The 24,891-nt window shown below is 72.7% G+C and carries 19 protein-coding genes; 11 read left to right on the forward strand and 8 right to left on the reverse strand.

The window, feature by feature from the left end:
* Positions 1-21: 21 nt before the first annotated feature.
* Entirely contained in the window at positions 22-810 is a 789-nt protein-coding gene (locus B7C62_09950) for a hypothetical protein (GenBank protein ID ARF72557.1), read from the reverse strand.
* 2 nt (positions 811-812) lie between these two features.
* Positions 813-1,340: an RNA polymerase subunit sigma-70 gene (locus B7C62_09955; protein ID ARF72558.1), complete on the reverse strand. Its 528-nt coding sequence runs from the start codon at positions 1,338-1,340 to the stop codon at positions 813-815.
* Between the two features lie 166 nt (positions 1,341-1,506).
* On the opposite strand from B7C62_09955, the gene B7C62_09960 reads away from it, so the two are divergent.
* Positions 1,507-2,535 carry an aspartate-semialdehyde dehydrogenase gene (locus B7C62_09960; GenBank protein ARF72559.1) on the forward strand — a complete coding sequence of 343 codons (1,029 nt, stop codon included), beginning with the start codon at positions 1,507-1,509 and terminating at the stop codon, positions 2,533-2,535.
* A gap of 141 nt (positions 2,536-2,676) precedes the next feature.
* Here the strand turns inward: B7C62_09960 and B7C62_09965 are convergent, their stop codons facing one another.
* A complete protein-coding gene (locus tag B7C62_09965) occupies positions 2,677-3,177 on the reverse strand; it encodes a hypothetical protein (GenBank protein ID ARF72560.1) in 501 nt (166 codons plus the stop codon).
* A 162-nt stretch (positions 3,178-3,339) separates the two neighbouring features.
* Between B7C62_09965 and B7C62_09970 the strand changes: the two genes are divergently transcribed.
* Positions 3,340-5,916 (forward strand): aminopeptidase N, encoded by a 2,577-nt coding sequence (locus tag B7C62_09970; GenBank protein ARF72561.1) that lies wholly within the window; start codon positions 3,340-3,342, stop codon positions 5,914-5,916.
* A 435-nt stretch (positions 5,917-6,351) separates the two neighbouring features.
* On the forward strand, positions 6,352-6,885 hold the full coding sequence (locus B7C62_09975) for a hypothetical protein (GenBank protein ARF72562.1): 534 nt from the start codon (positions 6,352-6,354) through the stop codon (positions 6,883-6,885).
* Positions 6,886-6,973: 88 nt separating this feature from the next.
* Here B7C62_09975 and B7C62_09980 read toward each other — a convergent pair whose 3' ends face one another.
* From B7C62_09980 to B7C62_09995, 4 genes are all read right to left on the reverse strand, one after another.
* A complete protein-coding gene (locus tag B7C62_09980) occupies positions 6,974-8,152 on the reverse strand; it encodes an allantoicase (protein ID ARF72563.1) in 1,179 nt (392 codons plus the stop codon).
* A 64-nt stretch (positions 8,153-8,216) separates the two neighbouring features.
* Positions 8,217-9,128, reverse strand: a complete 912-nt coding sequence (locus B7C62_09985) for a LysR family transcriptional regulator (protein ARF72564.1) — start codon at positions 9,126-9,128, stop codon at positions 8,217-8,219.
* Between the two features lie 357 nt (positions 9,129-9,485).
* Complete coding sequence (locus B7C62_09990) at positions 9,486-11,621, reverse strand: 4-alpha-glucanotransferase (GenBank protein ARF77079.1); 2,136 nt, start codon at positions 11,619-11,621, stop codon at positions 9,486-9,488.
* A 195-nt stretch (positions 11,622-11,816) separates the two neighbouring features.
* A complete protein-coding gene (locus tag B7C62_09995; protein ID ARF72565.1) occupies positions 11,817-12,128 on the reverse strand; it encodes a hypothetical protein in 312 nt (103 codons plus the stop codon).
* A gap of 348 nt (positions 12,129-12,476) precedes the next feature.
* Between B7C62_09995 and B7C62_10000 the strand changes: the two genes are divergently transcribed.
* On the forward strand, positions 12,477-15,476 hold the full coding sequence (locus B7C62_10000) for a hyaluronidase (GenBank protein ARF72566.1): 3,000 nt from the start codon (positions 12,477-12,479) through the stop codon (positions 15,474-15,476).
* Between the two features lie 139 nt (positions 15,477-15,615).
* Here the strand turns inward: B7C62_10000 and B7C62_10005 are convergent, their stop codons facing one another.
* Positions 15,616-16,152: an endonuclease gene (locus B7C62_10005; GenBank protein ARF72567.1), complete on the reverse strand. Its 537-nt coding sequence runs from the start codon at positions 16,150-16,152 to the stop codon at positions 15,616-15,618.
* A 314-nt stretch (positions 16,153-16,466) separates the two neighbouring features.
* Here B7C62_10005 and B7C62_10010 point away from each other — a divergent pair, with 314 nt between their 5' ends.
* The 7 genes from B7C62_10010 (at position 16,467) to B7C62_10040 (ending at position 24,477) form a co-directional block, all read left to right on the forward strand.
* Complete coding sequence (locus B7C62_10010) at positions 16,467-17,534, forward strand: mechanosensitive ion channel protein MscS (protein ARF72568.1); 1,068 nt, start codon at positions 16,467-16,469, stop codon at positions 17,532-17,534.
* Between the two features lie 227 nt (positions 17,535-17,761).
* Positions 17,762-18,967, forward strand: a complete 1,206-nt coding sequence (locus tag B7C62_10015; protein ID ARF72569.1) for a sugar kinase — start codon at positions 17,762-17,764, stop codon at positions 18,965-18,967.
* Positions 18,968-19,027: 60 nt separating this feature from the next.
* A complete protein-coding gene (locus B7C62_10020) occupies positions 19,028-20,359 on the forward strand; it encodes an ABC transporter substrate-binding protein (GenBank protein ID ARF72570.1) in 1,332 nt (443 codons plus the stop codon).
* A 7-nt stretch (positions 20,360-20,366) separates the two neighbouring features.
* Complete coding sequence (locus tag B7C62_10025) at positions 20,367-21,308, forward strand: sugar ABC transporter permease (protein ARF72571.1); 942 nt, start codon at positions 20,367-20,369, stop codon at positions 21,306-21,308.
* A 3-nt stretch (positions 21,309-21,311) separates the two neighbouring features.
* Positions 21,312-22,214, forward strand: coding sequence for a sugar ABC transporter permease (locus B7C62_10030; GenBank protein ARF72572.1), 903 nt, complete (start codon positions 21,312-21,314; stop codon positions 22,212-22,214).
* A gap of 2 nt (positions 22,215-22,216) precedes the next feature.
* Positions 22,217-23,482 (forward strand): 6-phospho-beta-glucosidase, encoded by a 1,266-nt coding sequence (locus B7C62_10035; GenBank protein ARF72573.1) that lies wholly within the window; start codon positions 22,217-22,219, stop codon positions 23,480-23,482.
* Positions 23,473-24,477, forward strand: a complete 1,005-nt coding sequence (locus B7C62_10040) for an ATPase (protein ARF72574.1) — start codon at positions 23,473-23,475, stop codon at positions 24,475-24,477. The genes B7C62_10035 and B7C62_10040 overlap by 10 nt, the downstream gene beginning before the upstream one ends.
* Positions 24,478-24,891: the final 414 nt, after the last annotated feature.

A 24,891-nucleotide genomic window follows, 5' to 3' on the forward strand; every position in this document is an offset into this window, starting at 1 on the left:
CCGCCCCGCCGTACGTCCCGGTCAGCCCCGCCCCGGGCACTCCAGCCCCCGCGCGGCCGGGAGCGCGGCCGAGAGCCGGGCCCAGGCGTCCGCGCGGTCGCCGTCCTCCGTGTACGCCATGACCGGCTCGTCCGGGAAGCGGGAGACCACGACGGTCACCGGGGCCCCCGGCCGGTAGAGGTCCGCTTCCTCGCCCGGCACCAGGAAGGCGGCCCGCGCGGGGGCCCGCTCCGGTTTCAGGGAGCGCTCGACGTCCAGCACCACCCGCACCCCGGGCGCGACGCGCTCCGTACGGACGACCGTGCCGTCCACCACGAGGCGCGCGCACGCCACGATGCCCTCCTCGGTGAGCTTGGCCGCATAGCCCTCCTCCTCGGCGGCGGAGGTCGCGATCGCCCGGAGGAGACCGGCCCCGGCGAGCCCGACGGCCAGCACGGCGCAGGCGGCGAGCGCGAGGGTCCGCCCCCGGGGCCTCCCCCGGCGCGGGCGGGGGGCCGTGGAGGCTGTGGGGGCCATAGGGGCCGTGGGGGCGATCCCGTACGTTCCCGGCTCCGACGCTCCCAGCCGGTCCCCGATCAGCCGGAGCTGCGCGCCGAGCACCTCCATGTCCCGCCGGGCCGCCTCGTGACGGCGTACGGCCGGACCGTCGCCCTCCGGGGCGGGCTCCCCGAGCAGTACGGCCATGAGCGCGTCGGTCTCGTGGCCGTCGTCCGCGTTCCCGGCCGCTCGCTTGTCGCTGCCGCCCGTGGTCCCGGCCGCGTACGTGCCGCCGTCGCCCGCGTTCCCGTCCGTGTTCCCGTCCGTGTTCATCGTCACACCACCCCGTCCGCGTGCAGCGGCGCCAGCCGCTCCCGCATCGTGCGCGCCGCCGCGTAGAGCCTGCTCTTGACCGTGCCCTGCGGAATCCCCAGCTCGGAGGCGATCTGCGGGACCGAGAGGTCCGCGTAGAACCGCAGCACCAGGGCCTGGCGCTGCGGTTCGGGCAGCGCGTCGAGCCCGGCCGCGACCGTGAGGGCCAGCAGCCGTGCCTCCTGGCCGCCCGCCGTGGCCCCGCCGGGCGGGTCCAGGGCGGCGAGACGGGCCGCCACCCGCTCCTGGCGGCCCCGCCCCCGGTGCCAGTCGGCCGCCAGGTTCGAGGCGACCACGGCCGCCCAGGCCCCGAGGTCCCCCGGCGGCTCCTGGCCCCGCGCGGTGCGCTCCAGGAGGCGCAGCCGGATCTGCTGCACCCCGTCCTGGAGGTCCGCGTACGGCACCCCGCCCAGCGACAGGACGGCCCGCACGCGGTCCACCTGCGCGGGGCCGAGCGGATCGCCCGGACCCCGTTCTCTCCTCACCGGCACCCCGTACCTCCCCCGAAGATGTTTCCCCTACGACGCGGCAGGACGACGAAACGTTCGGCCCGGTCCATGGAAGTCCGCAGGTCGGACAATGGATTGGACAAGGCGGGCCCGGACATACGCATCATGGAGCGGCAAACGGGCCGCGCACACGAACAGAGGAGTCCCAGTGAAGGTCGGAATCGTCGGCGCCACCGGTCAGGTCGGCACAGTCATGCTCAAGATCCTGGCCGAGCGGGACTTCCCGGTCGACGAGCTGCGGCTGTTCGCCTCCGCCCGGTCCGCGGGCTCCACGATCGCCTTCAAGGACGCGCCCGTCACCGTCGAGGACGCCTCCACGGCCGACTACACCGGGCTGGACATCGTGCTGTTCTCCGCCGGTGGCGCGACCTCGAAGGCGCTGGCCGAGAAGGTCGCCTCCCAGGGCGCCGTGGTGATCGACAACTCCTCCGCCTGGCGCAAGGACCCCGAGGTCCCCCTCGTCGTCTCCGAGGTCAACCCGCACGCGGCCCGGGTCCGGCCCAAGGGGATCATCGCCAACCCGAACTGCACCACGATGGCCGCCATGCCCGTGCTGCGCCCGCTGCACGACGAGGCCGGTCTCGAAGCGCTGACCGTCGCGACCTACCAGGCCGTCTCCGGCTCCGGTCTCGCCGGGGTCTCCGAGCTGCACGGCCAGGCGTCCAAGGTCGTCGCCGACGCCGAGAAGCTGGTCCACGACGGCGAGGCCGTGGACTTCCCCGAGCCGGGCGTCTACAAGCGTCCGATCGCCTTCAACGTGCTGCCGCTGGCGGGCTCGATCGTGGACGACGGCTCCTTCGAGACGGACGAGGAGCAGAAGCTCCGCAACGAGTCCCGCAAGATCCTGGAGATCCCGGAGCTGAAGGTCTCCGGCACCTGCGTCCGGGTCCCGGTCTTCTCCGGCCACTCGCTCCAGATCAACGCCCGCTTCGCCCGCCCGATCGGTGTCGAGCGCGCTTACGAGCTGCTGAAGGACGCGGACGGTGTCGAGCTCTCGGAGATCCCGACCCCGCTCCAGGCGGCGGGCAAGGACGCCTCCTACGTGGGCCGCATCCGGGTCGACGAGACCGTGGACAACGGCCTCGCGCTCTTCGTCTCCAACGACAACCTCCGCAAGGGCGCGGCGCTGAACGCCGTACAGATCGCGGAGCTGGTGGCGGCCGAGCTGAAGGGCTGACGCACGGCCTTCCCGGCCGACGCGCGACCTTCTTATGCGAACGCGCTCGCGCTCGCGCTCGCGTCTACACGTATCCGTACGCCTGCGGAGAAAGGGGCGGCCACCGGGCAACACCGGTGGCCGCCCCTTCGTGCGCGCGCCTCACACCCGCCGCACCTCGAAGTGGAGGCACCCGTACTCCACCGCCCGCACATGCACCAGCTCCACCTCCGGGTCCGCGAACGCCTCGTCGAACGCCGCGTCGAACCCCTTCTCCTCCTCGGCCGGGATCTCCAGCAGCCGGCCGCCCACGATGTGCCCGCGCGCGTCGTAGCGGCGCAGCGTGCGCAGGGCGCCGGGGCGCGTGAACGGGTAGCCCGGGCGCTCCGGGTCCGGGCCCGCGCACTCCTCGGCGTGGATGAAGACGGGGCCCTGTTCGTCGTACGCCCCCGGGCTCGCCCCGGTCCCGGCCGCCCAGCGGCGCAGCGGGGCGTAGGAGACCAGCGCGATGCGCTCCCCCGGTTCGCTGCCGCGCAGGCAGCAGCGGAGCGGGGCGCCGCCTTCCGTATCGGTGTACGGGGCGCAGGGGCGGCCCGCGTCGTCGGTGGCGCGGAGTTCGGCGAGGGCGGCGGGGGCGATGGGGCGGGCTTCGTAGGTGGTCATGGTGGACAGCCTGCTCCGGTCCGGGGCCCGGGTCCGGCGGAAATCGGACATCGCGCTGGGGTGCGCGGCCGGGATGGTCCACAGGGAGCCCTCTATGCGCGTCACCCATGGAAGGATGGGCAAAACCGCCGCATACAAGTAGCACACCAAGGAGATGACCGCGTGCCTGGCACGAATCTGACCCGCGAAGAGGCACAGGAGCGGGCGCGCCTGCTGACCGTGGACGCGTACGAGATCGATCTCGACCTCTCCGGAGCGCAGGAGGGCGGCACCTACCGGTCCGTGACCACCGTGCGCTTCGACTCCGCGGAGGCCGGTGCGGAGACCTTCATCGACCTGGTCGCCCCGGCCGTCCACGAGGTCGTGCTCAACGGCGAGGCGCTGGACGTCGCCGCCGTGTTCCGCGACTCGCGGATCGCGCTGCCGCAGCTGAACGAGGGCGCCAACGAGCTGAAGGTCGTCGCCGACTGCGCGTACACCAACACCGGTGAGGGCCTGCACCGGTTCGTCGACCCGGTCGACGAACAGGCTTACCTGTACACCCAGTTCGAGGTGCCGGACGCGCGCCGCGTCTTCGCCTCCTTCGAGCAGCCGGACCTGAAGGCGACCTTCCGGTTCACCGTGAAGGCCCCCGCCGGCTGGACGGTCATCTCGAACTCGCCGACGCCCGAGCCGAAGGACGACGTCTGGACGTTCGAGCCGACGCCGCGCATCTCCACGTACATCACGGCGCTCATCGTCGGCCCGTACCACTCGGTGCACAGCAGCTACGAGAAGGACGGCCAGTCCGTCCCGCTCGGCATCTACTGCCGCCCCTCGCTCGCGGAGTACCTGGACGCGGAGGACATCTTCGCCGTCACCCGGCAGGGCTTCGAGTGGTTCCAGGAGAAGTTCGACTACGCCTACCCGTTCGCCAAGTACGACCAGCTCTTCGTCCCGGAGTTCAACGCGGGCGCCATGGAGAACGCGGGCGCGGTCACCATCCGCGACCAGTACGTCTTCCGCTCCAAGGTGACGGACGCGGCGTACGAGGTGCGGGCCGAGACGATCCTGCACGAGCTGGCCCACATGTGGTTCGGCGACCTCGTGACGATGGAGTGGTGGAACGACCTCTGGCTCAACGAGTCGTTCGCCACCTACACCTCGATCGCCTGCCAGGCCGACGCGGCGGGCTCGAAGTGGCCGCACTCCTGGACCACGTTCGCCAACTCCATGAAGACCTGGGCGTACCGGCAGGACCAGCTGCCCTCCACGCACCCGATCATGGCGGACATCAGCGACCTGGACGACGTCCTCGTCAACTTCGACGGGATCACGTACGCCAAGGGCGCCTCGGTGCTCAAGCAGCTCGTGGCGTACGTCGGCAAGGACGCGTTCTTCCAGGGCGTGCAGGCGTACTTCAAGGCGCACGCCTTCGGCAACACCCGCCTCTCCGACCTGCTGGGCGCGCTGGAGAAGACCTCCGGCCGCGATCTGAAGACCTGGTCGAAGGCGTGGCTGGAGACAGCCGGGATCAACATCCTGCGCCCGGAGATCGAGACCGGCGCGGACGGCCGGATCACCTCCTTCACCGTGCTCCAGGAGGCCCCCGCGCTGCCCGCCGGGGCCAAGGGCGAGCCGACGCTGCGCCCGCACCGGATCGCGATCGGCGCGTACGATCTGGACGGGAGCGGCAAGCTCGTCCGTACGGACCGGATCGAGCTGGACGTCGACGGCGAGCGCACCGACGTGCCCGCCCTGGTGGGCAAGGCCCGTCCGGCGGTCGTCCTGCTCAACGACGACGACCTCTCGTACGCCAAGGTCCGCCTGGACGCCGAGTCGCTGCGGGTCGTCACCGAGCACCTGGGCGACTTCACCGAGTCGCTGCCGCGCGCCCTGTGCTGGGCCTCGGCCTGGGACATGACCCGCGACGGCGAGCTGGCCACCCGGGACTACCTGGCGCTGGTGCTCTCCGGCATCGGCAAGGAGACCGACATCGGCGTCGTCCAGTCGCTGCACCGCCAGGTGAAGCTGGCCCTGGACCTGTACGCGGCGCCGGAGACCCGTGAGGGCGCGCTCAACCAGTGGACCGACGCGACGCTGGCGCACCTGCGCGCCTCGGAGCCGGGCAGCGACCACCAGCTGGCGTGGGCCCGTGCCTTCGCGGCGACGGCCCGCAACCCGCAGCAGCTGGACCTGCTCCAGTCGTTGCTGGACGGTACGGAGTCCATCGAGGGCCTCACCGTCGACACCGAGCTGCGCTGGTCGTTCGTGCAGCGGCTGGCGGCCGTCGGCCTGCTCGACGAGGAGGAGATCGCCGCCGAGTACGAGCGCGACAAGACGGCGGCGGGCGAGCGCCACGCGGCCACCGCGCGGGCCTCGCAGCCCACGGAGGAGGCCAAGGCCCAGGCGTGGGCCTCGGTCGTGGAGTCGGGCGAGCTGCCCAACTCGCTCCAGGAAGCGGTCATCAGCGGCTTCGTCCAGTCGGACCAGCGCGAGCTGCTGGCCCCGTACACGGAGAAGTACTTCGCCTCGGTGAAGGAGGTCTCGGACTCGCGCAGCCACGAGATGGCCCAGCAGATCATCGTGGGCCTCTACCCGGCGCTCCAGGTCTCCCAGGAGACGCTGGACGCCACGGACGCCTGGCTGTCCTCGGCCGAGCCGAGCGCGGCCCTGCGCCGGATGATGTCGGAGTCCCGGTCGGGCGTGGAGCGCGCGCTGAAGGCCCAGGCGGCGGACGCGGCGGCGGCCACGGCGTAGCGGCCCGTCTGTGTGGGGGCGCTCTCACCGCTGCGGCGGAGGGGGCGCCCCTTCGGCGTACGCCCGCGCGTCCGGCGTGCGCGCCCGCCTCTTTGCCGTACGCCAGCGCGCTCGGCGTACGTCCGCCCCTTTGCCGTACGCCCGCGCGTTTGCCATACGTCCTCACGTCGCCGTACGCCGCGCGTTTGCCGTACGTCCGCGCGCGGGGTGGTCTCCCGTGGCCTAGGGTCTTTCGTATGGATCAGGCCGGATCAGGGAGCGGGGTCCGGTGCGTGCAGCTGCAAGGCGGAGGATTGAGGCAACGCGGAGCGTTGGTGATTGACGACAACGCCGCAGATGCGCGTGCCGGACCCCGCGAGCCCGGCATGATCCATACGAGAGGCCCTAGCGTCCGAAGGGTCGTCGCAGCTCCGGACGCAGGCCACGGGAGGGTCGATGCCGGGCTTCTCCGCCGTCCCGGTCGCGCTGGCCCTGTGCGCGGGCCTGCTGGCGGGCCCGTCCGCCGCTCCGGAGCCCCCCGCCGACTGCCGGGCGGGTCCGGCGGACTGCTACGGCCTCTACACGTACGGGTACAGCCTCGGCCTGCACCCGTTCACCGGGGCGCACGCGGTCCGGGCGCAGCTGACCGACCACTTCTGGCTCTTCCCGGTGAGCGGCGGCTGTGCGGGCCGGGTCCGGGCCGGTGACCGCTGTGAGCTGCTGGGCGGCAATCCCGTGGAGGTCGAGCACATCGGGGACGACGTCCTCCAGATCGCCTCGCTGCCGGGGCACCAGCTGGGCAGCGGCATGCACATCCGCTTCTCGTTCTCGCGGACCCTGGGCTTCCACACCCTGACCGTCCGCGCCTGGCAGGACCGGCCCACCGACTGCACGGGCGCGGCGTTCTGCAACACCGCCAACAGCGCGTTCGCCTGGGGCACCTGGTGGGTGCTGGCCCGGACGCTGCGGCTCTCCGCGTACGCCGCCTGAGCCGCGCGCCCCGCTGGAGACCGCCCGGCGGGCGGGCGCGGGAGCGCAGCCGTCCGCCGGGCGGGAACTGAGGGCGCCGAACGAGGAGTTACGGGGTCACGGCGCCCGACTCCTCGTAGCGGCGGGTGAGCGCGGCCGTGCCGGACTCCGTGAAGCTGCCGTGCAGCCGCATCCGGGCCACCCCGCCGTCGGGGAAGGCGTCGAGGCGGACGTGGGTGACGACGGCCTGGGCGCGGAGCACGAAGCGGTGGAGGGTGTCGGGCTGGAGGCGGGTGCGCGGGATGATCTCGAACCACTCGCCGGTGTCGCCGTTGCGGCCCTGGAGGGCGATCCAGCCGGCGGAGTTGCCCTTGAGGTAGGCGGTGTCGATCTCGACCGCGCGGACCGCGCCCTGGGCGGGGAGGCGGAAGCGGACCCAGTCGTTGGTGTCGCGGACCCGGCGGCGGCGGTTCTCCCAGCCGTCGTCCATCTTGCGGGAGGTGCCCGGCAGGATGATCTGGGTGGGCGAGGAGTAGAAGCGGTCGGAGGCGTCCTCGTACGTACCGCCGTTGAGCACCGAGATCAGGTCGACGGTGCCGAGCGCGGCGATCCAGGCCGGGTCGGGGACGACCTCGCCGTGGACCCGGAGGCGGGCTATGCCGCCGTCGGGGTGCTGGCACAGGCGCAGGTGGGTGTAGCGGCGGCCGTCGGTGATCTCGAAGGCGTTGGCCGCGTGGCCGCGTACGGGGGTGGGCGGAAGGATCTCCTCCCACTTCACGTCGTCGGCGAGCAGCTCCTCGGGGCCCGGGGCGCCCTCGACGGCGGTGGCCTGCACCGATACGCGCTGGGGGTAGTTGCCGCGGAAGTGCGCGGTGTCCACGACCAGGCCGCGCACGATGCCGGGGGCGCCGAGGCGGACGATCGCCCAGTCGTGGTCCTCGGGGGCCGGGAAGGGGTGACCGGCGTCGGCGCCACGGCGGCGGCGGGTCTCCCAGCCGTCCATGATCTTGCCCTTGTGGCCGAAGTGCTCGGGGTCGAAGACGGCACGCTCGCGGATCAGGAGGTTCTCGCGCTCGGCGAAGAACTCGTCGTTGGCGGCGATCACGCCCGCGCCGAGGCGGCGGTCGGCGAGGTCGACCAGCTCGGTGAAGGGGAGGTCGCCCGCCTCTCGGTAGTCGGCGTACGGGTCGCCGCCGCCGTAGGGCGCGGCGTCATTGGCGTGGGGGTCGGTGTCGGGGTTCTGGGTGGCGGAGTTCTGCCATGCGGTCTCGTTCGCGTCGAAGGTCATGTCCCTACCTTCGCCCCGACCGACCCATCAGGTCCATCGAAAGTTTTCGTACATACCGTTCAGCTCAGCTGAACGATTCCGCGACCCGGGTGAGTGCTCCGAGCACCCGCGCCACCGCCGGGCCGCTCTCCGCCCCGTGCCGGACCGCCGCCACCACATGGCGGCGCGGCTGGTCGGCGGCCAGGACCCGCATCACCACGCCCTCGCGGTGCTGCTCCCGGGAGGCCATCCGGGGCACGAGCGCAATGCCCATGCCCGCCTCCACCAGGGCGAGGATCGCGGTCCAGCCCGCGGCGCTGTGGGCCTGCTCGGGGACGAAGCCCGCCGCCTCGCAGGCGGCCGTGGTGATCTCGGACCAGGGGCCCGAGCCGCCGAAGATCCAGCGGTCGGCGGCCAGGTCCGCCAGGCGCAGCGCGGGCGCCCCGGCCAGCGGGTGACCGGCCGGGAGCGCCACGTCCAGCGGGTCGGCGAGCAGCGGGAAGAGGGAGAAGCGCGGGTCGCGGGCGGTCGGGGCGTGGGCGGCCAGCGAGAGGGCCAGGTCCACCTCGCCCGCGGTGAGCAGCTCGTACGCCTGGGCCGCCTCGGCCTCCCGTACGCGTACGTCGGGTCCCGGGCGGTCCTCGGCGCGCAGAAGCCGCACGGCGGGGACGACGAGGGCGGGCACGGCGGTGGAGAAGGCGCCCACCCTGACCTCGCCCGCCTCGCCGCGCAGATAGCCGGTGAGTTCGGCGTCGGCCCGCTCCAGCTGGGCGAAGACCGCCTCGGCGTGGCGCAGGACGAGGTGGGCGGCGTCGGTGAGGCGGACCCGGCGGCCCTGGGGCTCCAGGAGCTGGACGCCGAGCTGTCCGGCCAGGTTGGTGAGCTGCTGGGAGACGGCGGAGGGGGTCATCAGGAGCGCCTCGGCGGTCGCCGTCACCGTGCCGTGGTCCCGCAGGGTGCGCAGGATGCGGAGCTTCTTGACGTCCCACTCGGTCATGGCCGCAACCTACCCGGAGGGCACGCCCCGCCCCGTGCGGCGCCGGACGTGCGGATGCGCCGCGCGGTAGCTGCTACCGGCGGCGCACCCTTCGTACGTGTGCGGGTCAGACCTGCTTCTTGGACTTGTCCAGGACCATGACCAGGGCCGTGATCGCCAGGAAGATGGCGATGGGCGCGACGACGTAGAGGCCGATGGTCTCCATCGCGCTCAGGCCCGGACCCGGGTCGTCACCGTCGTCCCGGACGAGCGCGAGTGCGGGGGCCGACATGAGCATCATCATCAGCGTCGTCCCGGCCGCAACGACGCCGGCGCGCTTAGCGTTCTTCTTGTCCACGGTGCCAACGTAGCGAACGCCTAGGTGCGGCGCGCGCCCGGGGGTGCCGTACGGGCTCTTCCGGGGCGCAGGACCTCCATCAGCGCGTGCAGCCGGGGCGAGGCGGCGATCTCCTCCAGGGTGACGGGGTGGCCCTCGGGGTCGGCGATGGGGAGGCGCCAGTTGGGGTACTGGTCCCAGGTGCCGGGGAGGTTCTGCGGGCGGCGGTCGCCCACCGTGTCGGGGAGCCAGACGCCGACCATCCGGGCGGGGGTGGCGAGCAGGAAGCGGTGGACCGCGCGGACGGCCGCCTCCTCGTTGCCGTCGCCCTCGGGGAGCATCCGCAGCCGGGCCAGGAGGGCGAGCCACTCGGCGGTGGCGGTGACGTCCTCGGTGAGCTCCGCCTCCAGGGGGCGGGTGAGCAGGCCGAGGCGGTGGCGGAGCGTCACATGGTCGCCCGTCAGCCGGGCGGCGGTGGAGGGCAGGTCATGGGTGGTGGCGGTGGCCAGGCAGTCCTGGCGCCATGCGCCGGGGGCGAGCGGGCGGCCGTCGCCGTCCCAGTCGCGTTCGAACCAGAGCACGGAGGTGCCGAGCACCCCGCGCCGGGCGAGCGCCTCGCGGACGCCGGGCTCGACGGTGCCGAGGTCCTCGCCGACGACGACCGCGCCCGCGCGGTGGGCCTCCAGGACGAGGACGGCGAGCATCGCCTCGGCGTCGTACGCGACGTACGTGCCATCGGTGGGCGGTCTGCCCTCGGGCACCCACCAGAGCCGGAAGAGGCCCATGACGTGGTCGATGCGGAGGGCGCCCGCATGGCCCAGCAGTCCGCGCAGCAGCCCCCGGAAGGCGGCGTAACCGGTGGCGGCGAGGGTGTCGGGGCGCCAGGGCGGCAGCCCCCAGTCCTGGCCGCGCGCGTTGAAGGCGTCCGGGGGCGCGCCGACCGAGATGCCGTGGGCGAAGGCGTCCTGCTGGGCCCAGGTGTCGGCGCCCGCCGGGTGCACGCCGACGGCCAGGTCGTGGACGATCCCGATCTCCATCCCGGCGTCCTCGGCGGCCCGCTGGGCGGCGGCGAGCTGGGTGGCGGTCAGCCAGGCGAGGCGGCAGTGGAGGTCGACCCGGTCCAGCAGTCCGGAGCGGGCGCGGGCGGTGGCCGGGGAGCGGGGGTCGCGCAGGGGCTCGGGCCAGGAGTGCCAGTCGGGCCCGTGCACCTCGGCGAGCGCGCACCACAGGGCGTGGTCCTCCAGGGCCTGGCCCTGTTCGGCGAGGAAGTCGCAGTAGGCGGCGCGGCGGCCCGGGGTGAGCGGCACCTCCGCGATCAGCTCCAGGGCCTGCCGCTTCAGCTCCCAGACGGCGTCCCGGTCGATCAGGGCGCCCTTGTTGAGCACGGCCTCGCTGAGCGCGGCGGCGTCCTGGCGGAGGTCGTCCAGGATGGCCCGGTCGTGGAGCTGCCCGTACTCCGGGATGGACTCGACGTGGAGGTGGACGGGGTCGGGGAAGCGGCGCGAGGAGGGGCGGTACGGGGAGGGGTCGGTGGGGCGGCCCGGGACGGCCGCGTGCAGGGGGTTGACCTGGACGAACCCGGAGCCGAGCGTGCGCCCGGCCCAGGAGGCGAGGTCGGCCAGGTCCCCGAGGTCGCCCATGCCCCAGGAGCGGGCGGAGAGCAGGGAGTAGAGCTGGACCAGGAAGCCGTGGGTGCGCTCGGGCGGCTGCGGGACCCGGGCCGGGGCGACGACCAGGGTGGCGGTGGCTTCGTGACGGTCGGGCGTACGGACGTGGAGGCGGTGGACCCCGTACGGGGGTTCGGTCCACCCGGCGGGGACGGCGGCGGGCGGGGGCCCGGGCGGATCTGCGGCGTTCCCCGAGGAGGCCGCTTCCGGGCTCCCGGACGCGGTGACTCCCAGGCTCCCGGACGGGGCGGCTTCCGGGCTCCCGGACGCGGTGACTCCCAGGCTCCCGGGCGAGGCGGCTTCCGGGCTCCCCGGCGCGGCGGCTTCCGGGGCCTTGCCCGAAGAGGCCGCTTCCGGGGCCTTCCAGGACGAGGCGCCCTCCGGCACCCGCCAGGAGGTGGCGGGTGCCGGGGGCCCGTCGGGCGTCGGCTCCGGCTCGACCGTGACGGTCGAGCCGGGCGGCAGCCCGGTCAGCACGGGCGGCAGTGGCTCACCGGCCCAGACCACCACGGTCGGCGGCAGCAGGCGCGAGCGGGACTCCGCGGCGACGAGTGACCTCCGTACGTCCTCCGGCGTGCCGGCGTCCACGCCCAGCGCGGCGAGCACGGCGATGACCGTGTCGTCGGGGACGGACACCGTGACATCCGGGGACGGGGAGTAGGAGGTGGCGACACCGTGCAGTGCGGCGAGCCGGGACAAGCCCATTCAGACTCCTGGGAACTCCATGCCCCCTGCGGTGCCGGGTGCGGTCGGCTCGCTGGTCAGAGGGGCGACGGCGGCGAGCGGTGGCTCGCTCGTGAGCGGGGTGGCATCGGCGAGCGGGGGCTCGCTGGTCAGCGGTGCGGCGTCGGCGAAGGAGGATTCACCGAGCAGGAGGGAGATATCGGCGAGCGGCGGCCCGCTGATCAGGTGGGCGACATCGGCAAGGGGAAGTCCGCTGGTCAGAGGTGCGGGATCGGCTTGGGCGGGTACCTGTTTGGAGAGGGCGGAGAGCAGGAGCTGCGCGGCTGCGGGCATGGTGGCCTCCTGGCCGTGGAGAACAGGACCCTGAGGACCTACCCAGACCTGGCATGCGCAGACCTGGACGTGACCCACCCGTCACACATGGCGTCATGACGGGCGTACGCCTTCGGAATGACGGCGTACACCTTCGGACAACGAGCCCAACGTGCTGTGGGTCACATTCCGTTCCCCCGTGCGGCGGGTATGGACCGTTTTCGGCCACTCCCACCGGCCACACCAGCCCCACCGAGCGCGAAGGCGTCACGATTCCCGGCAAATCCGACAGAACAGCCACGCGCATTGACACCCTCGCGCCCGGGTGGTGGGCTCGGACCCCACCAGGTCCTTTCGAGGGAGCGCGACGTGCGGTTCGGGCGCAGAAAGCAGGCCACGGCCGTGGCCGTAGCCGTGATCGGCGGGCTGCTGGGCCCCCTCGCCCCGGCCGCGACCGCCGCCCCGGCCGACCCCGGGAAACCCCCCGCCACCTCGCCCGACCGGGCCGTCGGCGCCCAGGTGCCGTCCGTGTGGCCCCGGCCCCAGAGCATCAAGAGCACCGGGCCCGCGCTGCCCCTCGGTACCGAAGCCACCGTCGTCGCATCGGCCGACGCCGATCCGTACGCCGTGGAACAGCTCCGCTCCCTGCTGCGCGCGGCCGGTGTCACGACCGTGCACGAGAGCCTGCCGGGGCGCGGCCCCCTGATCCGCGTCGGCGGCCCGGGCGCCGGGGAGGCGCTGCGGGCGCTGCGCGCGCCCGACCGCGCCGACCTGCCGTCGGGCGGCTACCGGATCGCGTCGGGCGAGGTCGCCGGGCGCGCCACCGTCGCCCTGGACGGGCTCGGCGAAGACGGCCTGTTCCATGCGGTCCAGACCCTGCGTCAGCTGGTGAGCGGCGGGGCCGTGGCCGGGGTCGTGGTGCGGGACTGGCCGGGTACGGCCGTACGCGGCATGGCCGAGGGCTTCTACGGACAGCCCTGGACCCAGGAGGAGCGGCTCGCGCAGATCGCCTTCATGGGCCGCACCAAGCAGAACCGGTACCTCTACGCGGCGGGCGACGACCCCTACCGGCTGGCCCGCTGGCGCGAGCCGTATCCGGCCGAACGGCGTGCCGACTTCCGGGCGCTGGCGGAGAGGGCACGCGCCGAGCATGTGACGCTCGGCTGGGCCGTCTCCCCGGGCCAGGCCATGTGCATGGCCTCCGACCGGGACGTCCGGGCGCTGACGAAGAAGATCGACGGGATGTGGGCGCTGGGGGTGCGGGTCTTCCAGCTCCAGTTCCAGGACGTCAGCTACAGCGAGTGGCACTGCGACCTGGACGCCGAGACGTTCGGCAACGGCCCCGGGGCGGCGGCCCGCGCGCAGGCCCGGGTGGCCGGTGCGGTCGCCCGGCACCTGGAGGAGCGCCATCCGGGCGCGGCGCCGCTGTCGGTGCTGCCGACGGAGTTCTACCAGGACGGGGCGACCGACTACCGCACGGCGCTCGCCGCCGAGCTGGACGACCGGGTGCAGGTGGCCTGGACCGGCGTCGGGGTCGTACCGAAGACCATCACCGGGGGCGAGCTGGCCGGGGCGCGGGCCGCGTTCGGCCATCCGCTGGTGACGATGGACAACTACCCGGTCAACGACTACGCCCAGGACCGGATCTTCCTGGGTCCGTACACCGGCCGGGACCCGGCGGTGGCGAGCGGTTCGGCGGCGCTGCTGGCCAATGCGATGGAGCAGGCGTCCGCCTCGCGCATCCCGCTGTTCACCGCCGCCGACTTCGCCTGGAACCCGAAGGGGTACCGCCCCCAGGAGTCCTGGCAGGCGGCGATCGACGACCTCGCGGGCGGCGACGCGCAGGCCCGGGACGCGCTGCGGGCGCTCGCGGGCAACAGCGCGGACTCGGTGCTCGGCGCGGAGGAGTCCGCCTATCTCCAGCCCCTGTTCGCCGCCTTCTGGCAGTCCCGGGCGGCCGCCGCCCCGGTCCGCGACCGGGCGGCGCGCGAGCTGCGGGCGGCCTTCACCGTGATGCGGCAGGCGCCCGAACGGCTCGCCACCCCCGCCGAGGGGCGGCTCGCCGACGAGGTGCGCCCGTGGACCGAGCAGCTGGCCCGCTACGGCCGCGCCGGTGAGCTGGCCGTGGACCTGCTCCAGGCGCAGGCGGGCGGCGACGGGGCGGGTGCCTGGCGGGCGCAGCTGGCGCTGGAGCCGCTGCGCCGGGAGATCGCGGCCGGGCGGGCGACGGTCGGCAAGGGTGTGCTCGATCCCTTCCTGGACCGGGCCCAGAAGGCGGCCGACGGCTGGAACGGCGTCGACCGCGCCGCGGGCCGGGTCACCAAGGACAGCACCAGCTATACGGTCCGTCTCGACCGGGCCCGCCCGGTGGACGCCGTGACGGCGCTCGCCGAGCCCGGTCCCGCCCTCGCGGGCGCGGTCGTCGAGGCCCATGTGCCGGGCGAGGGCTGGCGGCCGCTGGGGCAGCTGTCGCCGACCGGCTGGACCCAGACCGCCGCGAAGGGGCTGCGCGCGGACGCCGTGCGGGTCACCGTCCCCGAAGGCGCCCGCACCACCCGCCCGTCCTACCTGAGCCCCAGCCTGCCGCCGCCCCCCTCGGTGCTGACGGCCGCCCCCCGGCTGCGCGCCCTGGTGCCGTGGTTCGGCGACGAGCCCGCCGCGACGCTGGACCTGGCACGCGGCGAGACGGACGCGGAGATCGGCGGGGAGCCGCAGCGGGCCGTGGCGCGGCTGGCCGGACGGCGGCCGGCCGAGGTGAAGGGCTCGCTGACCGCGAAGGCCCCCAAGGGCATCGAGGTGCGGGTCCCGAAGCGGACGACCGTGCCGCGCGGATCGCTGACGTCGGTGCCGGTGGACATCACCGTTCCGGCGGACACCCCGGCGGGTGAGTACGAGGTCCCGCTGGCCTTCGGCGGCCAGGAGTCCACCCTGACCGTGCGGGCCTTCCCGCGTACAGGGGGCCCGGATCTGGCCCGTACGGCCACGGTCTCCTCGTCCGCCGACGAGACCCCGGACTTCCCCGCGTCGGCGGCCTCCGACGGCGATCCGGCCACCCGGTGGTCCTCACCGGCCGAGGACGGCGCGTGGTGGCAGGCCGAGCTCGCGGAGCCGGTGCGGCTGGGGCAGGTGGTGCTGTCCTGGCAGGACGCGTACGCCGCCCGCTACCGCATACAGGTCTCCGCCGACGGCCGCACCTGGCGCACCGCCGCGACCGTCCCGGAGGGCCGGGGCGGGCGGGAGTCGGTGCGGATGGACGCGAAGGACACCCGGTTCATCCGGGTGCAGGGCGAGCGCCGGGCCACCCAGTACGGCTACTCGCTCTGGTCGGTGGAGGCGTACGCGGTGGCCGAGGCCCCGCCCGAGGACTGAGCCGCACGGGGGACCGTACGCGCCGGGGACCGAACGCGCCGGGGACCGGTCCGTACGACGGCGGGCCTCGTACGACGGACCCACGACGGGCCCCGCCGCCCCGGCGGACGGCGTCCCGGCGGACGACGAAGGCCCGGTCTCAGGCGGAAACGCCGTCGATCCGGGCCATCACGTCGTCCGCGCCGAACGGTTGCAAATACGGCAGCCAGCGCGGGTCACGGTGTCCGGTCCCGATGATCCGCCAGGCCAGACCGGTCGGCGGGGCGGGCTGGTGGCGCAGCCGCCACCCGAGCTCGGGCAGATGGCGGTCGGCCTTGACGTGGTTGCAGCGGCGGCAGGCGGCCACCACGTTGTCCCACACGTGCTGTCCGCCCCGGCTGCGGGGGATGACGTGGTCGACGCTGGTCGCGGCGGCCCCGCAGTACATGCAGCGGCCCCCGTCCCGGGCGAACAGGGCCCGGCGCGTCAGGGGGACGGGCCCCCGGTAGGGGACCCGTACGAACCGCTTGAGCCGGACCACACTGGGTGCGGGCACGGCACGGGTGGCACTGTGCAGGAAGGCGCCGGTCTCCTCCAGGCAGATCGCCTTGTTCTCGAGAACGAGAACGAGTGCGCGGCGGAGCGGTACGACGCCGAGCGGCTCGTACGACGCGTTGAGAACCAGGACGTGCGGCACGCGGATGCCTCCTTGTACGCCGGCGGCGCGTGGCTCGCGCCGGGACGATCCGATCTCAGTCTCTCCTCATGCCTGGTCGAAGCGCCACCACGTACGGGTAACGGGCCGGGAGGATTTTTCTCACCCTCCGGCCCGGCGGACGCCCGCGCGGCCCCGGAGAGGTGCCCCACCTGGGCGGCCGCGCGCACTGTGTGATCGGCCACAGCACACCTGTCCCCGGTGAGACCCGTCTCTCTCCCGATGACGGCAACGATCCACTCCCCCGGCTTCGTTACTCTTGTCGGTCAGCCGTCGTCCCTCTGGAGGTCCTCGCCGTGTCCCTGTCCGTCCTGTTGGCCGCAACCCCGTCATCCGAGCCGGTCGGCTCGCTGGAGGAAGCCGCCGAACAGGCCGGGAACGCCGCGGGGTGGATCGAGGAGAACTGGTCCACCTGGCTGAGCACCGGTCTGCGGATCATGCTGATCGTGGCCGTCGCGATCACCCTGCGCTATCTGATCCGGCGCGCCCTGACCAACCTCATCGACCGGATGAACCGCAGCGCCCAGGCGGTGGAGGGCACGGCGCTGGGCGGCCTGCTGGTGAACGCGGAGCGCAGACGGCAGCGCTCGGAGGCGATCGGCTCGGTGCTGCGGTCGGTGGCCTCGTTCATGATCATGGGCACGGCCGCGCTGATGGTGCTGGGCGCCTTCAAGATCAACCTGGCGCCGCTGCTCGCCTCGGCCGGTGTCGCGGGTGTGGCGCTCGGTTTCGGCGCCCGGAACCTGGTCACGGACTTCCTCTCCGGCGTCTTCATGATCCTGGAGGACCAGTACGGGGTCGGGGACACGATCGACGCGGGCGTGGCCTCCGGTGAGGTCATCGAGGTGGGCCTGCGGGTCACCAAGCTGCGCGGGGACAACGGCGAGATCTGGTACGTCCGCAACGGCGAGGTGAAGCGGATAGGCAACCTCAGCCAGGGCTGGTCCACCGCCGGGGTCGATGTCACCGTGCGCCCGACGGAGAACCTGGAACACGTCCGCACGGCGATCACCACCTGCGCCGAGGCGATGGCGAAGGAGGAGCCCTGGTCGGAGCGGCTCTGGGGCCCGGTGGAGGTGCTCGGCCTGGACGCGGTGCTGCTGGACTCCATGACGGTCCGGGTCTCCGCGAAGACGATGCCGGGCAAGTCGACGGGCGTGGAGCGCGAGCTGCGCTGGCGCATCAAGCAGGCGCTGGACGACGCGGGCATCCGGATGATCGGCACGGAGCAGCCCGCGGAGGACGGGGCCGCGGCGGACCCGACGGCCGGGATGGCCGCCCCCTCGGCGTACGCCTCGGCGACCTCCCCGCAGTCCCTGGCGGCGACCCCGATACCGCCGCCGGCCACCCGGCTGAACAAGTAGGGCCCTGCCACGGACGCCCCCGCCGCCCCCGGACCTCCGGGAGGCGGCGGGGGCGTCCGTGTGCGAGGTAACGCTTCGGCCGCCGGACGGGCGGTGCCCATTGACGGTCCGGTGGCCCACGCCCTACCGTCCTCCTACGGGATAGGAAACTTTCCTAACAGAGTCCTGGCGGAGTTGTTCTGTCAGAGTTCCTGGCAGAGTTCTGACAGAGGGCGGGTGCATCCACGATGACGGGAACCACTCCGGGCACACCCCGGGTGCTGCGGGCCATGAACGACCGGGCCGCCCTCGATCTGCTGCTGGAGCACGGGCCGCTCTCCCGGACCCGGATCGGGAAGCTCACCGGGCTCTCCAAGCCCACCGCGTCCCAGCTCCTGGCCCGGCTGGAGGCGGCCGGGCTGGTCGTCGCGACCGGGACCAGCGAGGGGCGGCCCGGGCCCAACGCGCAGCTCTACACGGTCAACGCGCGCGCCGCGTATGTGGCGGGGCTCGATGTGAACAGCCGGCGGATCGTGGCCGCCGTCGCGGACGTGACCGGGGCGAGCGTCGGGCAGTTCGAGCTCGCGACACCGGGGCGGCGCGCGGACGGTGTGGTGCGCCAGGTCGCCGAGGCGCTGGACGGGGCGGTGAAGGAGGCCGGGCTCACCCGCGCCGACATCCACCGGGTCGTCATCGGCACCCCGGGCGCCTTCGACCCGGGCACCGGGCGGCTGCGGTACGCCTCGCACCTGCCCGGCTGGCACTCCCCCACCCTCCTGGAGGAGCTGGCCGCGTTCCTGCCGATGCCGGTGGAGTACGAGAACGACGTCAACCTGGTCGCCGTGGCGGAGCAGCGCCTCGGTGCGGCCCGGGGCCACGAGGACTTCGTACTCCTCTGGAACGAGGAGGGCCTCGGCGCGGCCCTCGTCATCAACGGGCGCCTGCACCGCGGCTTCACCGGCGGCGCGGGCGAGGTCGGCTTCCTGCCCGTACCCGGCACCCCCCTCGTACGCCAGGTCGTCAAGGCCAACAGCGGCGGCTTCCAGGAGCTGGCGGGCGCCCAGGCGGTGCCCCGGCTCGCGAAGACGCTCGGCATCGACGCCCCGCAGCAGCCCCACGCCAGGGCCGCCGCCGCCCTGCTGGAGCGGGCGGCGGAGGCGTACGGGCGGGACGAGGCGCTGACCGAGCTGCTGCGTCAGTACGCCCAGCGGCTCGCCACCGGCCTCGCCTCCGTCACCGCCGTCCTGGACCCCGGGCTGATCGTGCTCTCCGGCGGGGCGGTCGTGGCGGGCGGCGAGGCCCTGCGCTCCCTCATCCAGTCCGAGCTGGCCGAACTCGCCGCCTCCCGGCCCCGGCTGGTCCTCGGCGAGATCGACCGCACCCCCGTCCTGCGCGGCGCCCTGGAACGGGCGCTGGCCGACACCCGCGACGAAGTGTTCGACACCTCACGCTGAGCCCACCGCTTTCCCTCTCCTGCCGTCTGCCTCTTGTCCCCCGCCCCTGGGAGCTTTGTCATGCGCACAAACCGTCTCACCACCACCGCTGTCGCCGTCGCCGCGCTCTCGGTGCTCACCACCGCGTGTACCGGCCAGAGCGGGACCGGGGCCACCGACGACCCGAAGGCGGAGACCACGATCAACTTCTGGCACGGCTGGAGTTCGCCCGCCGAGGTGAAGGCGGTCAAGGACAACATCGCCCGGTTCGAGAAGGCCCACCCGAACATCAAGGTCAACATCTCCGGCAACATCAACGACGACAAGCTCAACCAGGCGCTGCGCGCGGGCGGTTCGAACGGGCCCGACGTGGTCTCCTCCTTCACCACCGCCAACGTCGGCAAGTTCTGCTCGTCGGGCGCCTTCGCCGATCTGAAGCCGTTCGTCGAGAAGTCGCGGCTGGACCTGGAGAAGACGTTCCCGAAGATCCTGCTCGACTACACCCAGTTCGAGGGCAAGCGGTGCGCCCTGCCGCTGCTCACGGACGCCTACGGCCTCTACTACAACAAGGACGCCTTCAAGAAGGCCGGGATCACCGCGCCGCCGAAGACGATGTCCGAACTGGCGAGCGTGGCGAAGAAACTGACGGTCGAGAAGGGCGACAGCTACGAGCAGCTCGGCTTCATGCCGAACTTCCACGGTTACGAGACCGTCGTCAGCCACTACATGTCCTCGTGGGACCACGCGTACTTCGACAAGGACGGCAAGTCCAACATCGCCAAGGACCCGGCGTTCGCGGAGATGTTCACGTACCAGAAGAAGCTGGTGGACAGCCTCGGCGGCTACACCAGGCTGGAGAAGTACCGCGGCACCTTCGGTGACGAGTGGAGCGCCGAGCACCCCTTCCACACCGGGCAGGTCGCCATGCAGCTGGACGGCGAGTGGCGGCTCGGGATGGCCGAGGACGCCGGGGCGGACTTCGAGATCGGGGTCGCGCCGATGCCCGTCGCCGACGACGAGGCGGACAGCTACGGCAAGGGCTACCTCTCCGGCACCGTCGTGGGCATCGCCCCGGCCAGCAAGAAGCAGAACGCCGCCTGGGAGCTGGTGAAGTACATGACCACCGACACGGAGGCGGTCGTCAACTTCTCCAACGGCATCCGCAACGTGCCCTCCACCCTGGCGGCGCTGAAGTCGCCCGACCTGAAGTTCGACCCGCGCTTCCAGACCTTCCTGGACATCGCCCAGCACCCCAAGTCCAGCACCTCCGACGGGGCCGTCAACGGAGCCGCGTACCAGCTGACCCTCCAGGACTTCGGCTACCAGTACGAGAAGGGCGCGGTGAAGGACCTCCAGGCGGGTCTGGAGAAGACCGCCAGGCAGATCGACACCGACATCGCCAAGGCCAAGTAGCCCGCCGATGACGACGCACACACTCCGCTCCAAGCGCCGCAGGTCGGCGTTGCGGAACGCGGCCTTCATGTCGCCGTGGCTGATCGGGTTCTCGGTCTTCTTCGCCTACCCGATGGTCTCGACGGTCTACTTCTCGTTCACGTCGTACGACGGTTTCGGCGCGCCGGTCTTCAACGGGCTGACGAACTGGACGTACGTCTTCCGGGACTACCCGATGTTCTGGCCGTCCCTGGGGAACACGCTCTGGCTGGTGGTCGTCATGGTCACCTGCCGGGTCGTCTTCGGGCTCGGCATCGGGCTGCTGATCACGAAGATCAAGACGGGGACGGGTGTCTTCCGGACGCTGTTCTACCTCCCCTACCTGGCGCCGCCGGTCGCCGCGACGCTCGCCTTCGTCTTCCTGCTCAACCCTGGCACCGGCCCGGTCAACGCGATCCTCGGGGACTTCGGGCTGCCGACGCCCGGCTGGTTCAACGACGCCGCCTGGTCCAAGCCGGCGCTCACCATGCTCGCGGTCTGGGGCATCGGGGACCTGATGGTCATCTTCATGGCCTCGTTGCTGGACGTGCCGACCGAGCAGTACGAGGCGGCCGAGCTCGACGGCGCCTCCGCCTGGCAGAAGTTCCGCTTCGTGACGCTGCCGAACATCTCGCCGATCGTGCTGTTCGCGGTGGTGACGGGCGTCATCCAGGCGATGCAGTACTACACCCAGCCGCTCGTCGCCGGAAAGGTCGCCTCCGGGGTCATCGGCGGCTCCGGCCAGTCCTTCGAACCCGGCTATCCCGACAAGTCGACACTGACGCTCCCCCAGCTCGTCTACAACCTCGGTTTCCAGCGCTTCGACTACGGCGCCGCCTGTGTCGTCGCCCTCATCCTGTTCGCCCTGGCCATGGCCTTCACCGCGCTGCTCATGCGGGGCCGCAACAACCTCCTCCAGGCCGGTGACTGAGCCATGCCCCAGCTCCTCGACAAGCCCGCCCCCGCCTCCCCGGCGAAGGCCCCGTACACGCCCGCCGCGCGCACCGCGCGCCGCAAGGCGCTGCTGCACTGGATCGCCGTCCACTCGCTCGGGGTCGCCGCCGCGCTCTTCTTCGTGCTGCCGTTCGTCTTCGTGGTCCTCACCTCGCTGATGAACGACCAGCAGGCGCTGACCCGCGACCTCACGCCCAACACCTGGGAATGGGGCAACTACCGACAGGTCTTCGAGACACCGGGCTTCCTCATATGGTGGCGCAACACCCTCCTTTACGCCGGGCTCGGCACCGTCCTCACCGTGGTGTCGTCCATCCCCGTGGCGTACGCCCTGGCGAAGTTCCGCTTCCGGGGCCGCAAACTGTCGCTGATGCTCGTCATCTCCATGATGATGCTGCCGCCGCAGGTCGTGATCATCCCCATGTACCTGTTCTGGGCGAAGCAGATGGACCTCTCCGGCTCCCTGTGGCCGCTGATCATCCCGATGGCGTTCGGCGACGCGTTCTCCATCTTCCTGCTGCGGCAGTTTCTTCTGACCATCCCGAACGAGTACCTGGACGCGGCCAAGGTGGACGGCTGCGGTGAGTTCCGTACGCTGATCAGGGTCGTCCTGCCGATGGCGAAGCCCGGCATCGCGGCCATCGCCCTCTTCCAGTTCTTCGCCGCCTGGAACGACTACTTCGGACCGCAGATCTACGCCTCCGAGAACCCGGCCGCCTGGACGCTCAGTTACGGACTGGAGTCCTTCAAAGGCGCGCACCACACCAACTGGAACCTGACCATGGCCGCGACCGTTCTGGTCATGGCCCCCGTGATCGCCGTCTTCTTCTTCGCTCAGAAGGCATTCGTCGAGGGCGTCACACTGACTGGAGTAAAGGGCTGACCATGAAGCTCGCAGTAGTGGGTGGCGGGTCCACCTACACCCCTGAACTGATCGACGGCTTCGCCCGGCTGCGGGACACGCTGCCGGTCGAGGAGCTCGTCCTCGTCGACCCGGCGGCCGACCGGCTGGAGCTGGTCGGGGGCCTCGCCCGGCGGATCTTCGCCAAGCAGGACCACGCCGGGAAGATCACCACGACCACCAACCTGGACGCGGGCGTGGCCGGCGCCGACGCGGTCCTCCTCCAGCTGCGCGTCGGCGGACAGGCCGCGCGCGACCAGGACGAGACCTGGCCGCTGGAGTGCGGCTGCGTCGGCCAGGAGACCACCGGCGCGGGCGGCCTCGCCAAGGCGCTGCGGACCGTTCCGGTCGTCCTGGACATCGCCGAGCGGGTGCGCCGCACCAACCCGGACGCCTGGATCATCGACTTCACCAACCCGGTCGGCATCGTCACCCGCGCCCTGCTCCGGGCCGGGCACAAGGCGGTCGGCCTGTGCAACGTGGCGATCGGCTTCCAGCGCAAGTTCGCCCGGCTGCTGGAGGTGAACCCCTCCGAGGTCCATCTCGACCACGTGGGGCTCAACCACCTCACCTGGGAGCTGGGCGTGCGCCTGGGCGGCCCGGACGGCGAGAACGTGCTGCCGAAGCTGCTGGCCGAGCACGGCGACGCCATCGCGGACGACCTCCACATGCCGAGGAGGCTCATGGACCGGCTCGGTGTCGTCCCCTCGTACTACCTGCGCTACTTCTACGCCCACGACGAGGTCGTACGGGAGCTCGGCACCAAGCCGTCCCGGGCCGCCGAGGTCGCGGCGATGGAGAAGGAACTGCTGGAGATGTACGGCGACCCCGCGCTCGACGAGAAGCCCGGGCTGCTCGCCAAGCGGGGCGGCGCGTTCTACTCGGAGGCGGCGGTGGACCTCGCGGCCTCCCTGCTGGGCGGCGGCGGTTCTCCGGTCCAGGTGGTGAACACGTACAACAACGGGACGCTGCCGTTCCTCCCGGACGACGCGGTCATCGAGGTGCAGGCCCGGGTCGGCCACGAGGGTGCGGCTCCGCTGGCCGTGCCCGCGCTGGACCCGCTGTACGCCGGTCTGATCGCCAACGTGACGGCGTACGAGGACCTCGCCCTGGAAGCCGCGCTGCGCGGGGGCCGGGAGCGGGTCTTCAGGGCGCTGCTCGCCCATCCGCTGATCGGCCAGTACGACTACGCCGAGCAGCTCACCGACCGGCTGATCGCGCACAACCGGGAGCACCTCGCGTGGGCGTGAACGTCTCGGTCGTCGCCGTCGACGCGGGCAACAGCAAGACCGATGTGGCGCTGATCGGCACGGACGGCACGGTCCTGGCCACCGCCCGGGGCGGGGGGTTCCAGCCGCCCGCTGTGGGGATGGAGGCGGCGGTCGACGTGGTGGCCGCCGCACTGGAGCGGGCGGTCGCGGAGCTGCCTGCCCCGGAACGGGCGGTCGCGGAGCTGCCTGTCCCGCCCGGCTCGCTCGGCCATGTCTCCGCCTGCCTCGCCAACGCCGATCTGCCGGTCGAGGAGGCCGAGTTGGCGGAGGCCCTGGCGGCCCGGGGCTGGGGGACCTCGGTCGAGGTGCGCAACGACACCTTCGCGATTCTGCGCGCCGGGGTGGACGAGCCCCGGGGCGTCGCGGTGGTGTGCGGGGCCGGGATCAACTGCGTGGGCATGGTGCCGGACGGACGGACCGCCCGCTTCCCCGCGATCGGGCGGATCTCCGGTGACTGGGGCGGCGGCGGGGGGCTGGCGGAGGAGGCGCTGTGGTTCGCCGCCCGCGCCGAGGACGGACGCGGCGAGCCGACCGAGCTGGCCCGTACGCTGCCGGGCCACTTCGGGCTCGACTCGATGTACGCGCTGATCGAGGCGCTGCACCGGGGCGCGATCCCGCCGGTCCGGCGCCATGAGCTGACGCCGGTGCTGTTCGCCACGGGCGCGGCCGGGGACGCGGTGGCGGCGGCGCTGGTGGAGCGGCAGGCGGAGGAGGTGGTCGCGATGGCGTCGGTGGCGCTGACCCGGCTGGGGCTGCTGGAGGAGGAGGTTCCGGTGCTGCTGGGCGGCAGCGTGCTGGCCGCGCGCCATCCCCGGCTGAACGACCGGATCGCCGAACTGCTGGCGGCCCGCGCCCCGAAGGCCGTGGTGCGGGTGGTGTCCGAGCCGCCGGTGCTGGGGGCCGCGCTGCTGGGCCTGGACCGTACGGGGGCGGCGCCGGAGGTCCACCGGCGGCTGCGGGAGCAGTACGCCTGAGCACCTCCGGGCCAGGGGTGCCCCGTCGCGTGCGCGCGGCGGGGCACCCCTCGTTCTTCTGGGGTGAGGGCGTCGTCCGGCTTTGGGGAGTGGGATCGTCGTTCGGCTTTGGGGAGTGGGGGGCGTCGTTCGGCCGGAGGCCCTCGTTCGGGGGAACGCGCGGGGGGCGGGGAACCGATCGGAGGCCCCGCTCGTGTACCTGGTGGGGAGTCCGCGACGCGTGGGGACGGCTGGAGTACGGGGGAGGCCCGGAGCGGACCCGGAGCGGCGCGAAGAGCCCGGCAAGGGTGCCGGTTCGCTTATGGGGATGTTTCGGGGCACGTTGCGCCGATCGCCTTGATCGCCCGCGTCGGCCCTGATCGAATGCGTTGATCGAATACGTTGACCGACTGCACGATCCAGGCGTTCTTGATG

This window comes from Kitasatospora albolonga, from assembly GCA_002082585.1.
GTDB lineage: Bacteria > Actinomycetota > Actinomycetes > Streptomycetales > Streptomycetaceae > Streptomyces > Streptomyces stephensoniae.

Bases quoted from the DNA above. Each gene is read 5' to 3' on its own strand.
- B7C62_09950 (ARF72557.1), bottom strand. From the start codon at position 810: ATGAACACGGACGGGAACACGGACGGGAACGCGGGCGACGGCGGCACG.
- B7C62_09965 (ARF72560.1), bottom strand. From the start codon at position 3,177: ATGACCACCTACGAAGCCCGCCCCATCGCCCCCGCCGCCCTCGCCGAA.
- B7C62_09975 (ARF72562.1), top strand. From the start codon at position 6,352: ATGCCGGGCTTCTCCGCCGTCCCGGTCGCGCTGGCCCTGTGCGCGGGC.
- B7C62_09980 (ARF72563.1), bottom strand. From the start codon at position 8,152: ATGACCTTCGACGCGAACGAGACCGCATGGCAGAACTCCGCCACCCAG.
- B7C62_09985 (ARF72564.1), bottom strand. From the start codon at position 9,128: ATGACCGAGTGGGACGTCAAGAAGCTCCGCATCCTGCGCACCCTGCGG.
- B7C62_09995 (ARF72565.1), bottom strand. From the start codon at position 12,128: ATGCCCGCAGCCGCGCAGCTCCTGCTCTCCGCCCTCTCCAAACAGGTA.
- B7C62_10015 (ARF72569.1), top strand. From the start codon at position 17,762: ATGACGGGAACCACTCCGGGCACACCCCGGGTGCTGCGGGCCATGAAC.
- B7C62_10020 (ARF72570.1), top strand. From the start codon at position 19,028: ATGCGCACAAACCGTCTCACCACCACCGCTGTCGCCGTCGCCGCGCTC.
- B7C62_10025 (ARF72571.1), top strand. From the start codon at position 20,367: ATGACGACGCACACACTCCGCTCCAAGCGCCGCAGGTCGGCGTTGCGG.
- B7C62_10030 (ARF72572.1), top strand. From the start codon at position 21,312: ATGCCCCAGCTCCTCGACAAGCCCGCCCCCGCCTCCCCGGCGAAGGCC.
- B7C62_10035 (ARF72573.1), top strand. From the start codon at position 22,217: ATGAAGCTCGCAGTAGTGGGTGGCGGGTCCACCTACACCCCTGAACTG.